General features: G+C 66.1%; 18 protein-coding genes. 8 read left to right on the forward strand and 10 right to left on the reverse strand.

All coding sequences use genetic code 11. From position 1 onward, the window contains the following. The first annotated feature begins 44 nt into the window (after positions 1 to 44). Both dacB and AB6804_RS04330 read left to right on the forward strand, forming a co-directional pair. On the forward strand, positions 45 to 1,643 hold the full coding sequence (dacB, locus tag AB6804_RS04325; RefSeq protein WP_370885348.1) for a D-alanyl-D-alanine carboxypeptidase/D-alanyl-D-alanine-endopeptidase: 1,599 nt from the start codon (positions 45 to 47) through the stop codon (positions 1,641 to 1,643). A 269-nt stretch (positions 1,644 to 1,912) separates the two neighbouring features. Continuing rightward, on the forward strand, positions 1,913 to 3,019 hold the full coding sequence (locus AB6804_RS04330; RefSeq protein WP_370885349.1) for an SGNH/GDSL hydrolase family protein: 1,107 nt from the start codon (positions 1,913 to 1,915) through the stop codon (positions 3,017 to 3,019). A 173-nt stretch (positions 3,020 to 3,192) separates the two neighbouring features. On the opposite strand, the gene AB6804_RS04335 is transcribed toward AB6804_RS04330, so the two are convergent. From AB6804_RS04335 to AB6804_RS04375, 9 genes are all read right to left on the reverse strand, one after another. Then, a complete protein-coding gene (locus AB6804_RS04335) occupies positions 3,193 to 4,221 on the reverse strand; it encodes an L-threonylcarbamoyladenylate synthase (RefSeq protein ID WP_370885350.1) in 1,029 nt (342 codons plus the stop codon). 20 nt (positions 4,222 to 4,241) lie between these two features. Then, positions 4,242 to 5,438: a 5-(carboxyamino)imidazole ribonucleotide synthase gene (locus tag AB6804_RS04340; protein WP_370885351.1), complete on the reverse strand. Its 1,197-nt coding sequence runs from the start codon at positions 5,436 to 5,438 to the stop codon at positions 4,242 to 4,244. Positions 5,439 to 5,452: 14 nt separating this feature from the next. Beyond that, the gene (gene purE / locus AB6804_RS04345; protein WP_035961309.1) at positions 5,453 to 5,974 is read right to left on the reverse strand and encodes a 5-(carboxyamino)imidazole ribonucleotide mutase; all 522 of its coding nucleotides are present in this window, start codon (positions 5,972 to 5,974) and stop codon (positions 5,453 to 5,455) included. Between the two features lie 35 nt (positions 5,975 to 6,009). Next, entirely contained in the window at positions 6,010 to 6,900 is an 891-nt protein-coding gene (locus AB6804_RS04350; protein ID WP_035961891.1) for a phosphoribosylaminoimidazolesuccinocarboxamide synthase, read from the reverse strand. A gap of 147 nt (positions 6,901 to 7,047) precedes the next feature. Continuing rightward, positions 7,048 to 8,112 carry a class II fructose-bisphosphate aldolase gene (gene fba / locus AB6804_RS04355; protein WP_244793423.1) on the reverse strand — a complete coding sequence of 355 codons (1,065 nt, stop codon included), beginning with the start codon at positions 8,110 to 8,112 and terminating at the stop codon, positions 7,048 to 7,050. 190 nt (positions 8,113 to 8,302) lie between these two features. Next, the gene (pyk, locus tag AB6804_RS04360) at positions 8,303 to 9,739 is read right to left on the reverse strand and encodes a pyruvate kinase (RefSeq protein ID WP_244794831.1); all 1,437 of its coding nucleotides are present in this window, start codon (positions 9,737 to 9,739) and stop codon (positions 8,303 to 8,305) included. Between the two features lie 421 nt (positions 9,740 to 10,160). Further along, complete coding sequence (locus tag AB6804_RS04365; protein ID WP_370885352.1) at positions 10,161 to 11,357, reverse strand: phosphoglycerate kinase; 1,197 nt, start codon at positions 11,355 to 11,357, stop codon at positions 10,161 to 10,163. Between the two features lie 408 nt (positions 11,358 to 11,765). Further along, the gene (locus AB6804_RS04370) at positions 11,766 to 12,089 is read right to left on the reverse strand and encodes an AzlD domain-containing protein (RefSeq protein WP_370885353.1); all 324 of its coding nucleotides are present in this window, start codon (positions 12,087 to 12,089) and stop codon (positions 11,766 to 11,768) included. After that, on the reverse strand, positions 12,086 to 12,874 hold the full coding sequence (locus tag AB6804_RS04375) for an AzlC family ABC transporter permease (RefSeq protein WP_370885420.1): 789 nt from the start codon (positions 12,872 to 12,874) through the stop codon (positions 12,086 to 12,088). The genes AB6804_RS04370 and AB6804_RS04375 overlap by 4 nt, the downstream gene beginning before the upstream one ends. 425 nt (positions 12,875 to 13,299) lie before the next feature. Between AB6804_RS04375 and AB6804_RS04380 the strand changes: the two genes are divergently transcribed. From AB6804_RS04380 to AB6804_RS04405, 6 genes are all read left to right on the forward strand, one after another. Then, positions 13,300 to 14,220, forward strand: a complete 921-nt coding sequence (locus tag AB6804_RS04380; RefSeq protein WP_035961319.1) for a branched-chain amino acid transaminase — start codon at positions 13,300 to 13,302, stop codon at positions 14,218 to 14,220. 63 nt (positions 14,221 to 14,283) lie between these two features. Continuing rightward, a complete protein-coding gene (locus tag AB6804_RS04385) occupies positions 14,284 to 14,478 on the forward strand; it encodes a zinc-finger domain-containing protein (RefSeq protein ID WP_035961321.1) in 195 nt (64 codons plus the stop codon). Positions 14,479 to 14,651: 173 nt separating this feature from the next. Continuing rightward, entirely contained in the window at positions 14,652 to 15,725 is a 1,074-nt protein-coding gene (waaF, locus tag AB6804_RS04390) for a lipopolysaccharide heptosyltransferase II (protein WP_035961322.1), read from the forward strand. Positions 15,726 to 15,855: 130 nt separating this feature from the next. Next, on the forward strand, positions 15,856 to 16,299 hold the full coding sequence (locus AB6804_RS04395) for a nuclear transport factor 2 family protein (RefSeq protein WP_370885354.1): 444 nt from the start codon (positions 15,856 to 15,858) through the stop codon (positions 16,297 to 16,299). A gap of 39 nt (positions 16,300 to 16,338) precedes the next feature. Further along, entirely contained in the window at positions 16,339 to 17,400 is a 1,062-nt protein-coding gene (locus AB6804_RS04400) for a hydrolase (RefSeq protein WP_370885355.1), read from the forward strand. A 3-nt stretch (positions 17,401 to 17,403) separates the two neighbouring features. Beyond that, entirely contained in the window at positions 17,404 to 17,985 is a 582-nt protein-coding gene (locus AB6804_RS04405) for a DUF2946 family protein (protein WP_370885356.1), read from the forward strand. Between the two features lie 4 nt (positions 17,986 to 17,989). Here AB6804_RS04405 and AB6804_RS04410 read toward each other — a convergent pair whose 3' ends face one another. After that, on the reverse strand, positions 17,990 to 20,083 hold the full coding sequence (locus AB6804_RS04410) for a M48 family metalloprotease (RefSeq protein ID WP_370885357.1): 2,094 nt from the start codon (positions 20,081 to 20,083) through the stop codon (positions 17,990 to 17,992). Positions 20,084 to 20,185 lie beyond the last annotated feature (102 nt).

Consider the following 20,185-nt stretch of genomic DNA (forward strand, 5'->3'; position numbering starts at 1 on the left):
GATCGCGGCGCCGTCCCCATAACACTCCAAGAACGCAAGCTCGTATGCCGTTTTTTTATCCGCTTTTCGGTTCGTTTTCCGCGCGTCTGTCGACGTTCGCGCTCGCCACGGCGCTCGCCTGCGCAGCGTTGTCCCATTCACCCGATGTCGAGGCGCGCGGCGGCACGAAGTCCGAATCGCAAAGGCATGCGCCGGAGCGCGCAGCGATCGGCGGAGCGAAGGCCAAGGGCGCGAAGAAAGCCGCTCGCATCGCGGCGCCCGCCGGTCCGCTGCCCGCATCCGTGATGAGCGCGCTCGCGCGGGCGCACGTGCCGCTTTCGTCGATGAGCGTGGTCGTGCAGCGCATCGGCGGGGCTACGCCGCTCGTCGCCATCAACGCCGACAGGCCGATGCTCCCCGCATCGACGATGAAGCTCGTCACGACGTACTCGGCGCTCTCGATGCTCGGCCCGGACTATCGGTGGAAGACCACCGCCTACGCGGACGGCGACGTCGATACACAAGGCGTCCTGCACGGCAATCTCTATATCCAGGGCACCGGCGACCCGAAGCTCGTGCCCGAAGAACTGATCGACCTCGTCAGCCAGATTCGCAAGAGCGGCATTACCGGCATCGACGGCGCGCTCGTGCTCGACAAGCGCTACTTCGACGCCTCCACGCGCGATCTCCCCGCCTTCGACAACGACGATGCCGCGCCCTACAACGTCGGCCCCGATCCGCTGCTTTACGCGTTCAAGTCGCTGTCGTTCACGCTGACGCCGAATGCCGACGGCCAGGTCTCCATCGACGTGCTGCCGCAACTCGCGCAACTGCAAATCGACAACGAACTGCGCGTGACGCGCGGCGCGTGCGCGGGAACGCTGCCTGCGGCGTCGCCGAGCGTGGCGCAGACGCAGGGCGGCTTCGTGCAGGCATCGTTCATCGGCGACTATCCGTTGCGCTGCGGCTCGCGCACGATCAACGTCGCGGCCCTCGATCACTCGACGTTCTTCGCCGGCGGCTTTCTCGCGTTGTGGAAGCAGGCGGGCGGCACGTTCCAGGGCGCGACGCGCGAGGGCCCGACGCCTTCGAGCGCGCGGCTCGTCGGCACGCATCGCAGCCCGGTGCTGTCGGACATCGTTCGCGACATCAACAAGTACAGCAACAACGTGATGGCGCGCAATCTCTTCCTCACGGTCGGCGCGGCGCAACTGAAGCCGCCCGCGACGACCGCGAAATCCGCGCAGGCCATTCAGACGTTCCTGCGCCGCAGCGCCCTGCCGACGAACGGCCTCGCGCTCGACAACGGCTCGGGCCTGTCGCGCGACGAGACCATCGCGGCCTCATCGCTCGCGGACCTCTTGCAGGCGGCGAACGCGAGTCCGGTCGCGCAGGTGTTCGTCGAATCGCTGCCTATCGCGGGCGTCGACGGAACCATGCGCAACCGGCTCGCGAACGCGGGCGCAGGCGGCAACGCGCACATCAAGACCGGCACGTTGCGCGACGTGCGCGCGATCGCCGGCTATGTCGGCGCGGCGGATGGGCAAAGCTACGTGGTCGTCAGCTTCATCAACGATCCCCGCGCGGAAGCGGCCCGCGCCGCCCACGACGCGCTGCTGGAATGGGTCTACGAAGGCCCGGGCAAGGCGGCCGCCGACGAGTAATGCGCGCGATGGACCTCGGCGCGGGCGGGCTGTCAGTCGGGTGAAACCCGCGTGGTCCGCTCACTCGCGGACCGGCGACCGAAGAATTGTTCTACGAAGTCACGCGCGATGAGGCGCGCGCGGCGTGTACGCTCTAAGACGCGGCGGGGCGAGATGAATGGCATCGCTCGACATCCGCCCTGCTTGCGGCACAATCCGATGCAGCAGCACGAGCGGCACATGCAAGCGCCGCGAGACAAGTACAAAACCGAAGAACGGAGACGAGGTCCATGAAGAAGCATCGTTCCACGCGCGCCGCCCTGGCGCGCTACGCCCGCATCGCCACCGCGAGCGCGGCACTCGCCCTGCTCGCCTCGTGCGGCGGCGGTTCAGACGACAACAACTCGACGCCGGCCGGCGGGATCAAGCTGCAGGTCGTATCGTTCGGCGACAGCCTGTCGGACGTCGGCACCTACACGCCGGTCGCGGCGGCGAACTTCGGCGGCGGACGCTTCACGACGAACCCTGGCCAGGTGTGGGTGCAGGACGTCGCCCAGTATTACGGCGACACCCTCACGCCGGCGATGACCGGCGGCTTCGGCACGCCGCCGGCGACGCAGGCGGGCTTCGGCTACGCGCAGGGCGGCTCGCGCGTGACGAATCCGGTGGGCATCGGCCATCGCGGCACGGACCCGGCGAACTACGCGGGCGCGCTGACGGTGCCGGTCGCGACGCAGGTCACGAACTATCTGACGTCGCATGGCAGCTTCAATGCCGGGCAACTGGTCATCGTCAACGGCGGCGCGAACGACATCCTGTACAACCTGACCGCGGTTCAGGCGGGACAGATGACGCCGGCGCAGGCGACGGCGGCGATCGGGCAGGCGGCGATCGATCTGGCGGGTATCGTCGGCAAGATCGTGCAGGGCGGCGCGACGCACGTGCTCGTGTCGAATGTGCCGGACATCGGCGCGACGCCGCAGGGCATGATGAGCAACGCGACGACGCGGGCGCTGCTGTCGCAGGCATCGCTCGGTTTCAATCAGGCGCTCGCCGCCGCGCTGACGAAGACGGGGCTGATGTCGAAGGTGATCTTCCTGGATATCGTCGGACCGCTTGCCAACATCACGGCGAACTATCAGCAATACGGTTTCGCGGTGTCGAACACGGGCACGGGCTGCAATCTGCAGGCGATGGCCGCGGCGGCGAAGGCTTACGGCGAGCCGAATCCGAGCGATTTCGCGACGTCGCTTTTCTGCTCGCCGCAGACGCGCACGACGCCGGACGCAGACCAGACGTATATGTACGCGGATACCGTGCATCCGACGACGCATCTGCATGCGCTTTATGCGCAGACGGCGGAGCAGAAGATCGCGGCGGCGGGGTTGGGCAAATAAGGTTTTCGGTGGCCCCGCGTTATGCGGGGCTTTACCGTTTATGCATGACTCGCGCTATGAGCGGGGCAAGACTGCATTTCCTGGCGTCGTCCATAGCGCGACGCCATTTGCAATATCGAAGAGGTCGCGATTCGGGCGGCTAATGCGGTTGAGCTCGTCGGCCCGACCACCATTCACTCCCCCTCGAACGCCGCCGCCGCCCTTCCCAACCGGTCGTTCACCGCGATCCACTCGATCGACTCCGGCAACTTCTCCACGAAGATGCGCTCGACATCCGCCCGATCCAGCGCGCGCAGCAAGCCATACAGCGCCCGCGCATAACTTTGCGGATCTTCCGGCGCGGCGATGAAATGCACGTGCGGCGCGCGCGCCCACGCGCCCGCGCTCGACGCCCGCGCCACCAGCGCAACCTTCCTTCCATCCGCCGGCTGAAACGCCGCCAGCATCGGCTCGATCGACGCAAACGGCAGCAGCGCGAGCGGCGTCCTCGGCGCGTAATGCGCCTTCAGCGTACCCGATGCACGCGGCGCGGTCGCATCGCTGCCATCGGGCAGACGCGGCGCTTCGCCAATCACATCGGCGATCGCTTGCGGACTCACATGCCCCGGCCTCAGCAATGCCGGAAAGCCGCGCGACAGATCCAGAATCGTCGATTCGATACCCACGTCCGCCGCCCCGCCATCGAGCACATGAACCGCGCCGCCGAATTCATCGCGGACATGTTGCGCGGTCGTCGGACTGACGTGCCCGAACCGGTTCGCCGATGGCCCCGCCACGCCGCCCTGCCTGCCCGTGCCAGCACGCCGCGCGTGAAACGCCGACAGCAAACGCTGCGCAACCGGATGCGAAGGACACCGAATGCCCACCGAATCCTGCCCGCCGCTCACCGCCGCCGGAATATGCGATGCGCGCTTCAGGATGAGCGTGAGCGGCCCCGGCCAGAACGCGTCGATGAGTTTCTGCGCATCGGCGGGCAGCTCGCGGACCCAGTAGCCCGGATCGGCCTCCGGCGCGAGGTGCACGATCACCGGATGATTCGCCGGCCGTCCCTTCGCCGCATAGATACGCGCGATGGCTTCGGGATTCTCGGCGTCGCCGCCGAGACCGTAGACCGTCTCGGTCGGGAACGCGACGAGTTCGCCCGCATCGAGCAAGGCCGCGGCCTCGTCGATCTGCGCGGCGCTCGGATAGATGATGGTCATTGCTTGTGCTGCTTCAAAACTCAGTCCAGCGGAATATGCAGCATTCGCGCACAGTCGCGCGCCGCCGTGCGGGCTTCTTCCAGCGTCGCCGCCGTGAAATTGATGTGCCCCATCTTGCGGCCCGGACGCGCTTCCTCCTTGCCATACAGATGCAGCCGCGCCGCCGGCATCGCCGCGACGTCGATCCACGCCGGTGCGCGCGCCTTGTCCTTCTTCTCGCCGTCGAACCAGATATCGCCGAGCAGGTTCAGCATCGCGGCCGGCGAATGCTGGCGCGTGTCGCCGAGCGGCATGCCGGTCATCGTGCGGACTTGCTGCTCGAACTGGCTGGTGGCGCAGGCATCGACCGTATAGTGGCCGGAATTGTGCGGACGCGGCGCCATTTCATTGGCGATCAGCGAGCCGTCTTCCAGCACGAAAAACTCGACGCACAGCACGCCGACATAGCCGAGCTTCGCGGCAATCGTCAGCGCCGCATCCTGTGCCTGCGCGACCAGCGCGGCGGACGCGTCCGGCGCGGGAACGATCGTCTTCGCCAGAATGCCGTTGACGTGCGTGTTCTGCGCAAGCGGGAACACGGCCGACTTGCCGTCGCCGCCGCGCGCGATCAGCACCGACACTTCGTACTTGAGCGGCATGCGCTTTTCGAGTACGCACGGCACGCCCGACAGCGACGCATACGCGGTGCGGACTTCCTGCGCGTTGCGCACGCTCATCTGGCCTTTGCCGTCGTAGCCGAGCCGCGCGGTCTTGAGGATGCCCGGCAGCACGGCGGCGATGTCCTCGTCGGCGAGGGCGTCGAGCGCCTCGGGCGATTCGATCACCACATGCGGCGCGACCGGCACGCCTGCCTGCGCGATGAAGCGCTTCTCCGCGACGCGATCCTGCGCAATCGCCACGCAACTCGCTGCGGGACTGACGAACGTGTAGCTCGCAAGCGTTTCGAGGCTCGCGGCCGGGACGTTCTCGAATTCCGTCGACACCGCCGCGCACAGGCGGCCGAGTTCGGTCAGCGCGGCGCGGTCGTCGTAGGCGGCGCGGATGTGGCGATCCGCGACCGCGCCCGCCGGACTCGTCTCGTCGGGATCCAGCACGGCGACGCGATAGCCCATCGATTGCGCGGCGAAGCAGAACATGCGGCCAAGCTGGCCGCCGCCGACCATGCCTAGCCAGGCGCCCGGCAGAATCGGAGAGTTGGGGGAGGATTGTGGGTTCATGTCAGGGCAAAAGATCAGAGCGGCGGCAGCGCCATGTCCCGCGCGGCCTGGTTCTGCTTCACGCGAAAAGCGGCGAGCGCTTCGGCATAACGGGAATCGGTGACGCTCAGAATCGATACCGCGAACAGCGCCGCGTTGGCCGCGCCCGCCTCGCCGATTGCGAATGTCGCGACGGGCACGCCCTTCGGCATCTGCACGATCGAATGCAGCGAATCGACGCCCTTCAGGTACTTGCTCGCCACCGGCACGCCGAGCACGGGCACCGTGGTCTTCGCCGCGAGCATGCCCGGCAGATGCGCCGCGCCGCCCGCACCGGCGATGATCGCCCGCACGCCGCGTTCACGGGCGCGCTCGGCGTAGTCGAACATCTCGTCGGGCATGCGGTGCGCGGACACGACCTTCGCCTCATACGGCACGCCGAATTCCTGGAGAATCGCCACCGCGTTCTTCATCACGTCCCAGTCGGAACTGGAACCCATCAGCACGCCGACGAGCGGCGCGTCGTGCGCATGCGCTCCGGTCTGCACTTCACTCATATCGCTACGTTCCTTGGCTCTTGATCGAATGACGCTTACGCGAGCGTCTGCCCCGTGAGGCGTTGCAGCGCTTCCTGATACTTCTCCGATGTCTTCGCGATCACATCGTCAGGCAGCTTCGGCGCGGGCGGCTCCTTCTTCCACGGCTGCGTTTCCAGCCAGTCGCGCACGAACTGCTTGTCGAAGGACGGCGGATTGGTGCCGACCTGATAGCCATCAGCGGGCCAGAAACGCGACGAATCGGCGGTGAGCACTTCGTCCATCAGATACAGCTCGCCCTTGTTGTCGAGACCGAACTCGAACTTCGTATCCGCGATGATGATGCCGCGCGTCGCCGCGTACTCGGCCGCTTCCTTGTACAACTGGATGGAGATGCGCTTGATCGTCGCCGACAGCTCGGTGCCGATGCGGCGCTCCATGTCATCGTAGGTGATGTTTTCGTCGTGATGCCCCATTTCGGCCTTGGCCGCCGGCGTGAAAATCGGCTCGGGGAGCTTTTCAGCGTTCTGAAGGCCCGGCGGAAGCTGCACGCCGCACACCGCGCCCGTCGCCTGATAGTCCTTCCAGCCGCTGCCCGCGAGATAACCGCGCACCACGGCTTCCACGAGAATCGGTTCCAGGCGCTTCACGACGACCGCGCGGCCCTTCACCTGCTCCACTTCGTCTTCAGCGACGACGCTCGCGGGATCGATGCCCGTATTGTGGTTCGGCACGATGTGGCCGAGCTTCTCGAACCAGAAATCGGCCATCTGGTTCAGCACGCGGCCCTTGTTCGGGATCGGCTCGCCCATGACGACGTCGAATGCAGAAAGGCGGTCGGTCGTCACGATGAGGAGCTTGTCCTGACCGACGGCGTAGTTGTCGCGGACCTTGCCACGGCCGAGCAGCGGCAGCGATTTGATCGTGGATTCGTAGAGCGTGGACATCGTCATGTACCGAAGAGGCGTAAAAAAAGTGAGTCGCCGCTTGCTGTGCGAGCGGCGACTGATGGGGCAAACGGGAAATGCGAACGGGTCCCGTCGCCGGAACCCGTTGATTTTACTTTACAAACAGCGCGAGGCTTCGACCCGCTGTCACTTCACGATCTGCGCAAGCTCGCCGGACTTGTACTTCTCGGCGATCTTGTCGAGCGAAATCGGCTTGATCTTGCCCGCCTGGCCTTCGCAGCCGAACTGCATGTAACGCTGACGGCAGATTTCCTTCGCGGCTTCGCGCGCGGGCTTCAGATAGTCGCGCGGATCGAACTTCGACGGATTTTCGAACAGATAGCGGCGGATCGCGCCGGTAATCGCGAGACGCAGATCGGTGTCGATGTTCACCTTGCGCACGCCGTGCTTGATGCCTTCCTGAATCTCTTCGACCGGCACGCCGTAGGTTTCCTTCATGTCGCCGCCGAATTCGCGGATTTCCGCCAGCAACTCCTGCGGCACCGACGACGAACCGTGCATCACGAGGTGCGTGTTCGGAATGCGCTGGTGGATTTCCTTGATGCGGTCGATCGCGAGGATATCGCCGGTCGGCTTCTTCGAGAACTTGTACGCACCGTGCGACGTGCCGATGGCGATCGCGAGCGCGTCACATTGCGTGAGCTTGACGAAGTCGGCGGCCTGCTCCACGTCCGTCAGCAACTGTTCGCGCGTCATCGTGCCTTCGGCGCCGTGGCCGTCTTCCTTGTCGCCCTTCATCGTCTCGAGCGAGCCGAGCACGCCCAGCTCAGCTTCGACGGTCACGCCGATCGAATGCGAGAACTCGACCACCTTGCGCGACACCTCGACGTTGTACTCGTAGGACGCGACGGTCTTGCCGTCGGCTTCGAGCGAGCCGTCCATCATCACGCTGGTGAAGCCCGAGCGGATCGCGGCCATGCACACCGCCGGCGACTGGCCGTGATCCTGATGCATCACGACCGGAATATGCGGATACGACTCGACCGCCGCTTCGATCAGATGCCGCAGGAACGCTTCGCCTGCGTACTTACGGGCGCCAGCCGACGCCTGCATGATCACCGGCGCGTTGACTTCGTTCGCGGCCGACATGATCGCCTGCACCTGTTCGAGGTTGTTCACGTTGAATGCCGGGAGGCCGTAGCCGTGTTCGGCCGCGTGATCCAGCAATTGACGCATTGATACGAGAGGCATTGTGGAACTCCATGATGTGAAACGAAAATCCGGCGCGCACGATTCTGCTCTGGGGCAGTTTTTCGGCCTATGGCTGGCAGCGACGGACGCAGGCGGGGCGAGCCGCCATGCGTCGTCTTGCGCGCTTTGCAATACAGGTGAAACCGCGCGGCGCTTGACCGCGCATCGTTCCCGAAATTACGCGGGGCCGTCAGAAATGATCGCCGACGCGCACGATCTTCAGCGTGTTCGTGCCGCCCGCCTGCCCCATCGGTTCGCCGACGGTGAGCACGACCATATCGCCGCGCGCCGCATAGCCTTTCGACACGACCACTTCGAGCGCCTGATTGAGCGCGGTGTCGCGGTCCATGTTGGTGTCGAGATGCAGCGGCGTGACGTTCCGATACAGCGACATCGTGCGTTCGCTGCCCACGCGCGGCGTCAGCGCGAAGATCGGAACGTGCGACCAGTGGCGCGACATCCACAGCGCGGTCGAGCCGGACTCGGTCAGCGCCACGACGGCCTTCGCGCCGAGGTGATACGCCGTGAACAGCGCGCCCATCGCAATGGACTGGTCGATGCGCGTGAACGTCCGGTCGAGGAAGTCGCGGTCCAGTTGCGACTCTTCGGACTTCTCCGCTTCGACGCACACGGCGGCCATCGTCTCGATGGTCGTGACCGGATATTTGCCCGCGGCCGTCTCGGCGGAGAGCATCACGGCGTCGGTGCCGTCGAGCACGGCGTTCGCGACGTCCGATACTTCCGCGCGCGTCGGCACGGGCGCGTGGATCATCGATTCCATCATCTGCGTCGCGGTGATCACGAGCTTGTTCGACTCGCGCGCCATGCGGATCATGCGTTTTTGCAGCGCCGGCACCGCCGCGTTGCCGACTTCCACCGCGAGATCGCCGCGCGCGACCATGATGCCGTCGGACGCGTCGAGGATGCCTTGCAGCGCCGGAATGGCTTCGGCACGCTCGATCTTCGCGATCATCTTCGGCTTGATGCCGTAAGGCGCGCCCGCGATGTTCGCGAGTTGCCGCGCCATTTCCATGTCCGTCGCGTTCTTCGGGAAGGAAACCGCGACGAAATCCGCGCCGAGCGACATCGCCGTCTTGATGTCCTCCATGTCCTTCTCGGTCAGCGCGGGCGCGGTCAGCCCGCCGCCCTGCCGGTTGATGCCCTTGTTGTTCGACAGTTCGCCGCCGACCTTCACGGTCGTATGAATCTCCTCGCCAATCACGCGCGTCACGTCGAGGACGATGAGGCCGTCGTTGAGCAGCAGCGTGTCGCCCGCGCGCAGGTCGCGCGGCAGATCCTTGTAATCGAGGCCGACGCGCTCGTTGTTGCCGAGCTCGCAATTGGCATCGAGGACGAACGGATTGCCCGCAACGAGCATCGTCTTGTTGTTTTCGAACTTGCCGACGCGGATCTTCGGACCTTGCAGGTCCGCCATGATCGCGACCTCGCGGCCCACCTGACGCGCCGCCTCCCGCACCCACTCGGCGCGCTGGCGATGATCGTCGGCGGTGCCGTGCGAGAAGTTGAAGCGAACGACGTCGAGCCCCGCCTGCATCATCTGAAGCAGGATGCCGGGGTTGCTCGAAGCCGGGCCGATGGTGGCAACAATCTTGGTGGCGCGATGCATGGAATTCCTCGTCTCAGTGGGATCGCCCGTGACAACGCTGCGAGCACGTTGCGCCAACGGTGACGTGTTGCTCACCGCTTGCGCGCGCGCGCCGGTCAGTGCCGGCGTCGCTTTATCGATTTCTTTCTCGGCCTGCGTGGCCACGCCGCCGATGATGACGACAGGCGGCGCCGGCAATGCGGCCTCGCCTTCGCCTTCGTCCTGACGCTCGTTCTGTTGCTGGCCCTGGCTTTCGTCGGCGGACGGCCCGTCCGTCCGGGCCGCCTCCGCGATGACCAGCGCCGCTTCGGCCGCGGCATCGAGCGCATCGCCCGATGCGCCGCCCGCGATCACGTCCCTGACTTCATCTGCTTGCGCGCCGCCGGCTGCTTGCGCGCCCTGCTTGCCTGCTTTCGCCGGATCGTTTCGGGCGGCCAACGCCTCAAGCCCCGGCGCGGGACTGAAGCACTTCCACCGCGGGCAGCGTCTTGCCTTCGAGGAATTCGAGGAACGCGCCGCCGCCGGTCGAGATGTAGCTGACCTTGTCGTGAATGTCGTACTTAGCGATGGCCGCGAGCGTGTCGCCGCCGCCCGCGATCGAGAACGCCGACGAATTCGCGATTGCCTGCGCAAGCGTCTTCGTGCCGTTGCCGAACTGGTCGAACTCGAACACGCCGACCGGGCCGTTCCATACGATGGTGCCGGCAGTCGCCAGTTGCGCGGCGAGCGCGTTGGCGGTGTCCGGGCCGATGTCGAGGATCAGGTCGTCGTCGGCGACATCGGCGACGGGCTTCGTTTCCGCCTTCGCGGTCGCGGCGAATTCCTTCGCGGTCACCACATCGCTCGGGATCGGCACGGAAGCGCCACGCGCGCGCGCCTGCTCGATGATTTCCTTCGCCTCGCCGACGAGGTCCGCTTCCGCCAGCGACTTGCCGATCTTCAGGCCCGACGCGAGCATGAACGTGTTGGCAATTCCGCCGCCGACGATCAGTTGATCCACCTTCTCCGCCAGCGATTTCAGAATGGTCAGCTTGGTCGACACCTTCGACCCGGCGACGATCGCGACGAGCGGACGCTTCGGGTTGCCGAGCGCCTTGCCGAGCGCGTCGAGTTCGGCGGCGAGCAGCGGCCCGGCGCACGCGACGCTCGCGTACTTCGCGATGCCGTGCGTGGTCGCCTCGGCGCGATGCGCGGTGCCGAACGCGTCGTTCACGTAGATGTCGCACAGCTTCGCGAGCTTTTGCGCGAGGCCGTCGTCGTTCTTCTTCTCGCCCTTGTTGCAACGGCAGTTTTCGAGCAGCACGACATTGCCCGGCTGCACCTCGACGCCATCGACCCAGTTCGCGACGAGCGGAACATCGCGGCCCAGCAGTTCCGAGAGGCGCTTCGCGACCGGGGCGAGCGAATCTTCCGGCTTGAACTGGCCTTCGGTCGGGCGGCCCAGATGGGAAGTAACCATCACGGCGGCGCCCGCTTCGAGCGCGGCCTTGATCGCCGGGACGGAGGCGCGCACGCGCGTGTCTTCGGTGATGTTGCCGGCGTCGTCCTGCGGCACGTTGAGGTCCGCGCGGATGAATACACGCTTGCCAGAGACTTTGCCTTCGGCGATCAGATCGGTGAAACGCAGTACTTTCGTCATGGGAGTCAACGTTAGTCAGAAAAGCGGTTCGGGCGAAGAAGCGGCTGGATGCGGCTGCTTCGGGGACATGCGGCGGGGGACTGGAAAGGTGCGCCCCGCGCGTGGATCAATCTGGGGGCGAAGGCCGCGCAAGTGATATGAGCGCGCGGCTGGAATGCGGAGGGAACGAGTCGGACGGCGGACCGCAACGCGTGTGCGCCGGGTTGGCGCGGACGCACGGCTGCGGCGATTCTGCCGGAGGCGGCGAGCTGCACAACCGTTGCGCGGTGACTGCCGGACTCACTTTCGACCTCGCTCTGCGACAGGAAAGACCGTCATTTTAACTGAATGGCCCGTCTGCTCTAGCCGCAATGCTTGATGATGCGTATTTGGCGCATCCGTCGATGGCAGGCAGCGGTTCTCGGCGGCTCATGCGACGAGCCTCAGCAGCGTGAAAGCGATCATGCCGACGGCGATCGTGCCCATCATGCCGCGCCGCCACAAGTAATACGCGAGTCCGGCGAGCGAGGCCCACATCGCGTGATTCGACAGCGCGACGGAAAGGCCAGCGGGCGTTTCCAGCACGCCCGGCACGACGACGGCCGCGAGCGCGGCCGCTGGCGCGTATCGCAGCACGCGCTGGACGCGCGGCGGCAGCACCGTGCGCTCGCCACCGAACAAAAAGAATGCGCGCGTCGCCGCCGTGACGAGGCCCATGCCGAGAATCGCCAGCCAGGTCTGCAGCGGGGTCATTGCGCGCGCCTCATGGTGTCGGATTCAGCGTCGGATGCGGGTGGCGCTTCGGCGGCCGCCGCGGGCAACGCCGCCGGCCTCGAGCGGTCCGCGATGACATCGGCGAGCGTGCCGGCCAGCAGCGCGGCGAGCACCGCGAGCGGCAGGCTCAGGCGATACGGCAGATCGAACGCGAGCAGCGCCACGACGCTCGCGACGGCCACGGCGGCGAGCGTGGAGCGCGTCGCGATGGCCGAAACGATCAGCGGAATCAGCGCGAGCGTGCCCGCCAGCTCCAGTCCCCAGTTGGCCGGTATCAGGCTCGCGAGCAGGATGCCGATGACCGACGAGACCTGCCACCACAACCAGCACACGAGCGCGAGTCCCCAGAAGAACGCTTCCTTCCCGGCCCGGTCGGCCGGCGCGAAGTTCCGCTTCGAAAACATCAGATAGATGATGTCGCCGTTGAAGTAACCGATCAGCACGCGGCGCCACATCGGCAGATGCGAGAAGTGCGGCGCGAGCCCGGCGCTGAAAATGACGAAGCGCAGGTTCACCATCGCGGCGGTCAGCAGCAGCGTCCAGAGCGGCAGCTTCGCGGCGAAAAGCGGCAGCGCCGCGAGCTGGGACGATCCCGCGTAGACCGCGAAGGACATGCCGAGCGCCTGCGGCAGCGTGAGCACCGACTTGCTCATCGCGACGCCGGTGACGAGGCCCCACGAAAACGTGGCGAGAATGGCGGGAGAGAAGGTGCGGACACCTTCGAGAAATGCACGGCGATTCGTGTGGGACAGGCGGTCGAGCATGGACGGATGCGAGGCCAGATTATTGCGATGCCGATGCGCGCAGATGCACGGCGAGGCGCCGCCCGATGCGGCTGCAACACAAAGCGCGCGGAAAACGTAAAGCGAGGTGAAGCGGATACAGCGAGCCACCGCCTGTCCCCGATGAGCTGCGCGACGATCCGAAAGAAGAAGCGAAAAGATCGAAGCTGCAATTCACGTTCGCGGTGAAAGGCAAAGTATAGCGGCGCGAAAGGCGCTTTTAGCTCGGTCCAATTGTCAAAAGACGCTAAAATGGCGGTCTTTCACCGCCTTTGCGCCGAGCCTGCGTCTTGCATGCTTCTACAGACAAACAGCAGGCAATCAGCAGTCGACCGGCTAATAACCGGCGCTTGAGCGGCGGACACGGTTCCATCGAAATCACTGAACGAGACAGCTAGGAGAAGCGTATGTCAATGGCCGACCGCGACGGCAAGATCTGGATGGATGGCAAGCTCATCGACTGGCGAGACGCCAACATCCACGTTCTGACCCACACGCTGCACTACGGCATGGGCGTGTTCGAGGGCGTCCGCGCATACAAAACCGCGAGCGGCACGGCCATCTTCCGCCTGCAGGAGCACACCAAGCGTCTGCTCAACTCGGCGAAGATCTTCCAGATGGACGTTCCGTTCGATCACGCCACGCTCGAAGCCGCGCAGCTCGAAGTCGTGCGCGAGAACAAGCTGGAATCGTGCTACATCCGCCCGATTATCTGGGTCGGCTCGGAGAAGCTCGGCGTGTCCGCGAAGGGCAACACCATCCACGTGGCGATCGCCGCGTGGCCGTGGGGCGCGTACCTCGGCGAAGACGGCCTGGCGAAGGGCATCCGCGTGAAGACGTCGTCGTTCACGCGCCATCACGTGAACGTGTCGATGGTCCGCGCGAAGGCGTCGGGCTGGTACGTGAACTCGATCCTCGCGAACCAGGAAGCCGTGACCGACGGCTACGACGAAGCCCTGCTGCTCGACGTCGACGGCTACGTGTCCGAAGGCTCCGGCGAGAACTTCTTCCTGGTGAACAACGGCAAGCTGTACACGCCGGACCTGTCGTCGTGCCTCGATGGCATCACGCGCGACACGGTGCTCACGCTGGCGCGCGACTTCGGCATTCCGGTGATCGAGAAACGCATCACGCGCGACGAGGTCTATACCTGCGACGAAGCGTTCTTCACCGGCACGGCCGCCGAAGTGACGCCGATCCGCGAGCTCGACAACCGCACCATCGGCTCGGGCAAGCGCGGTCCCATCACGGAAAAGCTACAAAGCGCATTCTTCGACGTGGTCGGCGGGAAGAACGAGAAATACGCGAGCTGGCTTGCGAAAGTCTGATGCAGCGGCGGGCCGCGCGGCCCGCTTGCCGCGAGCAACGAACGACATTGAAAAGAGAGTGCAATGAGCGACCTGAAGGAAATGCCGCTGGTGGAGTTGTCGGCGAAGGACATCCCCGCGTTCTGCCCGAATCCGAAGATGCAACGCTGGAGCACGCATCCGCGCGTGTTTCTGGACGTGTCGCACGGCGAGGCGCGCTGCCCGTATTGCGGCACGCGCTACAAGCTGAAGGACGGCGAAGTCATCAAGGGCCATTGACCGGCCGCTGACGTGCGTCGTCACGAGCGCGGTCCGTCGCGGCGGGCCGCGCGCTCGTGTCTGGATGCGCCGCCTGGCCGTGCGATGCCGGCCGCCCCACATATTAACAAGACTTGCGCGCCTCCCGCATCATCGTGGAGAGCCGCCACTATTTTGAGATCGGATAACGAACGATGCGCCGTGCGCTGGTTATAGCACCGAACTGGATCGGTGACGCATTGATGGCGCAGCCGCTCTTTACGCTTCTGAAGAAGCTGCATCCGCGCATCGTGATCGATGCCGTCGCGCCCTCGTGGGTCGCGCCCGTGCTCGAGCGCATGCCGGAAATTCACGCCGTCTACGCCACCGACCTCGCCCACGGCAAGCTGCAGCTGCTGCGCCGCTGGCAGCTCGCGAGCGATTTGCGCGATGTCGGTTACGACGCCGCCTACGTCTTGCCGAACTCGATGAAATCCGCGCTGCTGCCGTGGATGGCGGGCATCCGGCTGCGCATCGGCTACAAGGGCGAGAGCCGCTACGGGCTGCTGAACGTGCGCCACCCGAATCCGCCGAAGACCGATCGTCCGCCGATGACCGTGCACTACGCCGCCCTCGCCTATGCGCCGGGCGCGAAGCTGCCGTTCGTCGACAAGTACGCGCAGCCCCGCGAAGCGCAGACGGGCGACGCGCAGATCTTGCCCGTGCCGCGCCTCGAAGCGGACCCGAACGAAGCCGTGCGCGTTTCGGCGCGCTTCAATCTCGATACCCGCGCGCCGCTCGTCGTGTTCTGTCCTGGCGCGGAATATGGTCCCGCGAAACGCTGGCCGCCGGAGCACTTCGCGTCGCTGGCGCAGTTCGTCGCGCAGTCGTTCCCGTATGCGCGCATCGTCGCGCTGGGGTCGAACAAGGATTCGGCCGCCGCGCAGGCCATCGCGGAACGCGCGCAGAACGTGCGCAACCTGTGCGGGCAGACATCGCTCGGGGAAGCGTGCGCGCTGATCGCGCGGGCGAGCGCGGTCGTCACCAACGACTCTGGGCTCATGCACGTCGCGGCGGCGCTCAAGCGGCCGCTCGTCGCGGTTTACGGCTCGACCGATCCGCGCCATACGCCGCCCTTGTCCGACCTCGCAAAGGTACAATGGCTGCATCTTGATTGCAGTCCATGCTTTGCCCGCGAGTGTCCGCTCGGCCATCTGAACTGCCTTCGCGAACTGTCCGCGGAACAGGTTTTCGCCGATTTGCGCGGCATGCTGCTCGCGCATCGTTGACGCGTCGCGCCGCCCTTTCGCGGGCACGGACACGCGATGTCCCCGAACGGGGACATGCCTTGAACCATGACCGATGCGGCGCGCCACCGTTCGATGGCGTCCCGCACCGATACCCAGAGACTCACGCGCCATGCCACGTTTCGCCCGCCTGTTCGAAGCCGCCGCCGACACGCTCAACGCCTACTATCAGGCCGTCGCGGACAACAGCATCGATGCCGTGATGTCGCTCTGGATCGACGAGGAATTCGCCACCTGCATCTGCGCGGACGGCACGCATCTGCATGGCCTCGAAAACATACGCGCGGGCCTCGGCAAGCAACTCGAAGCGCAGCCCGTCACGATCGAGCCGCTTGATATCCGCGTGTACGACAGCCTCGGCACCGTCGTGTATGCGATTGCGGAAGCGCATCAGCCCGCGGGCACCGCCGCGCCGCACATGATCTTCACGACCTACGTGATGGTCCACGAGCGCGGCGAATGGCGCATCGCGCACATCCACGCGAGCACGATGCCGATGGAAACCGCCGGCCAGTTCGCCGTGAAGCTGCGTCACGGGAAGGGATCGCTGCACTGAAACACGAAGTATTGAAGAAGGCGTTTGCCGGGGAGGACCATGAAGCGCGATCCGTTGTTGCAACACGATTCGTCGTTCGTGGATAGTGCTCCCGCCGTGGCTGCGAGCGTCCTCGATCCTATTGAAGAATGGCTATACAGCGCGCCCCGCTGGCTGCCGACTGCGCATGCGCAGACCATCGTCCCGGCGCTCTTTGGCCGCAAGCCAGCGGTCAGCTATCGGCGCGAGCGATGGGACACGCCCGACGGCGATTTCATCGATCTCGACTGGCTCGCGCACGCATCGCGCGACGTCGTGTCCACCGCCCCGCTCTTCGTGCTCTTTCACGGTCTCGAAGGCAGTTCCGATTCTCACTACGCCCGCTCGATGATGGCCGCCGCCGAGGCGCGCGGCTGGCATGGCGTCGTGCCGCACTTCCGCAGTTGCAGCGGGCCGCTCAACCTGCTGCCGCGCTTCTATCACCTGGCCGACAGCGCTGAAGCCGACTGGATCCTGCGCCGCTTGCGCGAGCGGCACGCGGGACCGATCGTCGCGGCGGGCGTCTCGCTCGGCGGCAACGTGCTGTTGCGCTGGCTATGCGAGCGCGGCACGGATGCCGCGATCATCAGCGCGGCTGCCGCGATCTCCGCTCCGCTCGATGTCCACGCGGGCGGACACGCGATCTCGCAAGGCTTCGGCATGGTCTACACGCGCAGCTTCCTGAAGTCGCTGAAGAAGAAGGCGCTCGCGAAACTGGCGCAGCATCCCGGCCTTTACGATCGCCACGCCGTGCTCGCCGCGCGCACGCTTCATGAATTCGACAATGTCGTCACCGCGCCGCTGCACGGCTTCCGGGACACCGATCACTACTGGTCGAGTGCGACGACCCGCGCGCATCTGAAGCACATCGAAGTGCCGGCGCTGGTGCTGAATGCGCGCAACGATCCGTTCCTGCCCGAGTCGGCGCTGCCGTCGCAGGCGGAAGTGTCGACATGCGTGACGCTCGATCAGCCAAACCACGGCGGGCACGTCGGCTTCATGACGGGGCCGTTTCCCGGACGCATCGACTGGCTCTCGCAGCGCGTGTTCGGATATCTCGAGCACTTCCTTCCTCGCGGATGAATCATGGATGAAATCGTCAAGCAGGCGCTCGCCAAGTGGCCCAACGTTCCGCACTGCACGGGCTGGCTCATGCTCGACAGACGTGGCCAGTGGCGCATGCGCGACGATGCGGCGCAGGCCGCCGGCGCGCTCGGCGACGTGATCCGGCATGAGGCGCTGATCGGGTTCATCAATCGCAATTACGAGCGCGACGCCGAGGGCCAGTGGTTTTTTCAGAACGGCCCGCAGCGCGTGTATGTGGAACTGGCTTATACGCCGTGGATCGTGCGGCTTTCGCTTGCGGATGACGCGCTTCGCCTGACCGATCAGACCGGCGCGCCGTTCGAGCCGGCGCACGCATGGCTCGACGATGCAGGCGGCCTGCTCTTTTCCGACGGTGCTTCGCCGGCGCGCATCGCCGCGCTGCACGACCACGATCTCGACTTGTTCGCGAGCCACGCATCCGTCGATGATGCCTTGCACGGCGGCGTGTTCCACTGGCGCGGTGCCGTCGACTTGCCCTTGCAGGCGATCGCACGCGCGGACGTCGAGCGGCGCTTCGGCTTCATCGCGAGCCCGGCTGCGCGTGCGGCGTCGAAACCCTGATGCGTCAGCTTTTCTGATCCTGATCGCGCTCCTCCTTGTAGCGCGTCTCGAAGTCGCGCAGTCGTGCGGAGATCGTGGATAGATCGTAGAAACTCGCGCTTTTCACATCGCGTGCTTCCTTTAGCTGGCGGATCGCGGAAGGCCAGGCGCCGTCGAGCGCGAACTTCTCGGCCATCGCTTCGTGCTGGCGCAACGGATCGTTGAGACCCGCACTCGCCTGCGCGAGATACAGCCACCAATCGGCGCGGGCGGGCTCGGCTTGCGTCTGCCGGCGCGCGAGCGACTGCGCTTGCGCATAGCGATGTGCGCTGATCAACGCCTGCAGATGAATGTCGATGGCCGCGTGCGAGGCGGGCCAGCGCGTTTGCGCGATCTCCGCGAGCCGGATCGCGTCGTCATACCGGCCCGCGCGACGCGCGATATCGGCGGCGAGCACGTCGAGGCTTGGCGTGCTGCGGGCAGTTTGCCGCGACGTTTGCGCCGTGACGTGCACGGCCGGAAGCGTGGCGTTCCTGTCCGGCGATGCGGGCGTGTCGGCGGGCAATGCGGACGATGCGCTCAGGGCACCGTGCGCGCTGCTGCTGAACAGCGGGCTGGGGAACGTCGCGGGTTGTGCCGTTCCGCCGATGGCCGACGCCGGGCGGTCGGCTTTCGCAGCGTCAAGGCTGAAAAGACGTGGCGCAACGTCGCCCCGCGCAGTGTTCGCCGCCGTTGATGCTCGCGCACCGTCGACGCCCGCAGTCCGCGACGTCGCTCCGGCTACGCTTTTCGCCGTCAAGCGCTCGCGCTGCTGCGGGATCGCATCGCTGGCAGCGGCGCCCGCACTCGCCGGCGGCGCCGGTTCCCGACGCGCTTCAATCGCCACGGCCGCCTCGCTCGCCTGCTCGCCCTCGAACAGCCGCCGCGCTTTCGCGAGCGCATCGTTGGCGGCGTCGTAATCGCTCATCAGCGAACGCGCGAGCGCGATGCCATACCAGTTGGCCGCTGGATTGAACGCCGTCTGATCGTCGATTTCGTACTTCAGGCGGCTCGCGACTTCGCGATAGTCGCTTGCGTAGCTGACCTGCAGCACCCGGGCGCGGGCGCGCACGAACGCGTATTCCGGCGACTGACGCGGCTGGCGATACGGCACGCGGCGCGCACGGTCCTCCATGTCGGCGATGCGCTCGATCGTCAGCGGATGCGTGCGCGCGTAGGCCGGCACGCCGTTATCGGCCATCGCCGCGCGGTCGAGCCGGCCGAAGAACCCGGTCATCGCGTAGGGATCGTAGCCGGCTGCGGCGAGCATCTGGAAGCCGACGCGATCCGCCTCGTGCTCGGCGGCGCGCGAGAAGCGCAGTTGATTGTCGACGGCGAACGCCTGCCCGCCCATCGCGATGCCCATGCCGAGGTCGCCGCTGCGCGTCATCACTCCGGCGAGCAGGCCGGCGAGCATCGCGGCAAGCGCCGCATAGCTGCTTTTCTCTTGCGTGCCGAGCATGCGCGCGATGTGGCGCTGAAGCACGTGTCCCATTTCGTGCCCGACGACCGACGCCAGTTCGGACTCGGTCTGCGTCGCGGACACGAGCCCCGTGTTCACGCCGATGAAACCGCCGGGCATCGAGAACGCGTTGATCTGCGGATCGCGGACGGCGAACAGTTCGAAGTCGGGCCGATAGCCGCCGAGATACTGCGTGGCTGCGGCGGCGGACAGTTTGGACGCGATCGAATCGAGGTAATCGCGCATCAGCCAGTCGTCGAGGTAGTCCGGATCGGAGCGCACTTCGCGCATCATTCGCTCGCCGACGCGGCGCTCGGCTTGCGGCGAAAGCGTGCCGCCGGAGCCGTCGCCGAGGTCCGGAAGTTGCACCGAAGAAAGCGGCGCGCGCAGGCCGGCCATCGCGCCGGGCCGGTTGGCGAAGCGGCTTTCCGCGCCGCCATAGACGCCGAAGACGCCGTCCGCGACCTGCGGCTCGCCGGGTGCGCTCGTTTCCCCTCGCGGCTGCGCGGCGCTCGCGCCGGCAGGCGAAGCCGCCGTCTGCGCGAGGGCGACGGACGGCACGGCCTGACTCAGGCACAACGCGAGGATGAGCGCACGGCTCGGACGGTTCAGGTGCATGACCGGCTGAATGACGGGAACACGCTTATCGTATCAAGTGCGCCATGACCGGCGAACCGCAGACTTCGGCGAAAAACGCGCCGGATCACGCTGGTATGATAG

The organism is Caballeronia sp. RCC_10 (assembly GCF_041360715.1).
Taxonomy (GTDB): domain Bacteria; phylum Pseudomonadota; class Gammaproteobacteria; order Burkholderiales; family Burkholderiaceae; genus Caballeronia; species Caballeronia grimmiae.

Coding starts and splice junctions, on each gene's coding strand:
- dacB (WP_370885348.1), top strand. CDS start 45: ATGCCGTTTTTTTATCCGCTTTTCGGTTCGTTTTCCGCGCGTCTGTCG.
- AB6804_RS04330 (WP_370885349.1), top strand. CDS start 1,913: ATGAAGAAGCATCGTTCCACGCGCGCCGCCCTGGCGCGCTACGCCCGC.
- AB6804_RS04335 (WP_370885350.1), bottom strand. CDS start 4,221: ATGACCATCATCTATCCGAGCGCCGCGCAGATCGACGAGGCCGCGGCC.
- AB6804_RS04340 (WP_370885351.1), bottom strand. CDS start 5,438: ATGAACCCACAATCCTCCCCCAACTCTCCGATTCTGCCGGGCGCCTGG.
- purE (WP_035961309.1), bottom strand. CDS start 5,974: ATGAGTGAAGTGCAGACCGGAGCGCATGCGCACGACGCGCCGCTCGTC.
- AB6804_RS04350 (WP_035961891.1), bottom strand. CDS start 6,900: ATGTCCACGCTCTACGAATCCACGATCAAATCGCTGCCGCTGCTCGGC.
- fba (WP_244793423.1), bottom strand. CDS start 8,112: ATGCCTCTCGTATCAATGCGTCAATTGCTGGATCACGCGGCCGAACAC.
- pyk (WP_244794831.1), bottom strand. CDS start 9,739: ATGCATCGCGCCACCAAGATTGTTGCCACCATCGGCCCGGCTTCGAGC.
- AB6804_RS04365 (WP_370885352.1), bottom strand. CDS start 11,357: ATGACGAAAGTACTGCGTTTCACCGATCTGATCGCCGAAGGCAAAGTC.
- AB6804_RS04370 (WP_370885353.1), bottom strand. CDS start 12,089: ATGACCCCGCTGCAGACCTGGCTGGCGATTCTCGGCATGGGCCTCGTC.
- AB6804_RS04375 (WP_370885420.1), bottom strand. CDS start 12,874: ATGCTCGACCGCCTGTCCCACACGAATCGCCGTGCATTTCTCGAAGGT.
- AB6804_RS04380 (WP_035961319.1), top strand. CDS start 13,300: ATGTCAATGGCCGACCGCGACGGCAAGATCTGGATGGATGGCAAGCTC.
- AB6804_RS04385 (WP_035961321.1), top strand. CDS start 14,284: ATGAGCGACCTGAAGGAAATGCCGCTGGTGGAGTTGTCGGCGAAGGAC.
- waaF (WP_035961322.1), top strand. CDS start 14,652: ATGCGCCGTGCGCTGGTTATAGCACCGAACTGGATCGGTGACGCATTG.
- AB6804_RS04395 (WP_370885354.1), top strand. CDS start 15,856: ATGCCACGTTTCGCCCGCCTGTTCGAAGCCGCCGCCGACACGCTCAAC.
- AB6804_RS04400 (WP_370885355.1), top strand. CDS start 16,339: ATGAAGCGCGATCCGTTGTTGCAACACGATTCGTCGTTCGTGGATAGT.
- AB6804_RS04405 (WP_370885356.1), top strand. CDS start 17,404: ATGGATGAAATCGTCAAGCAGGCGCTCGCCAAGTGGCCCAACGTTCCG.
- AB6804_RS04410 (WP_370885357.1), bottom strand. CDS start 20,083: ATGCACCTGAACCGTCCGAGCCGTGCGCTCATCCTCGCGTTGTGCCTG.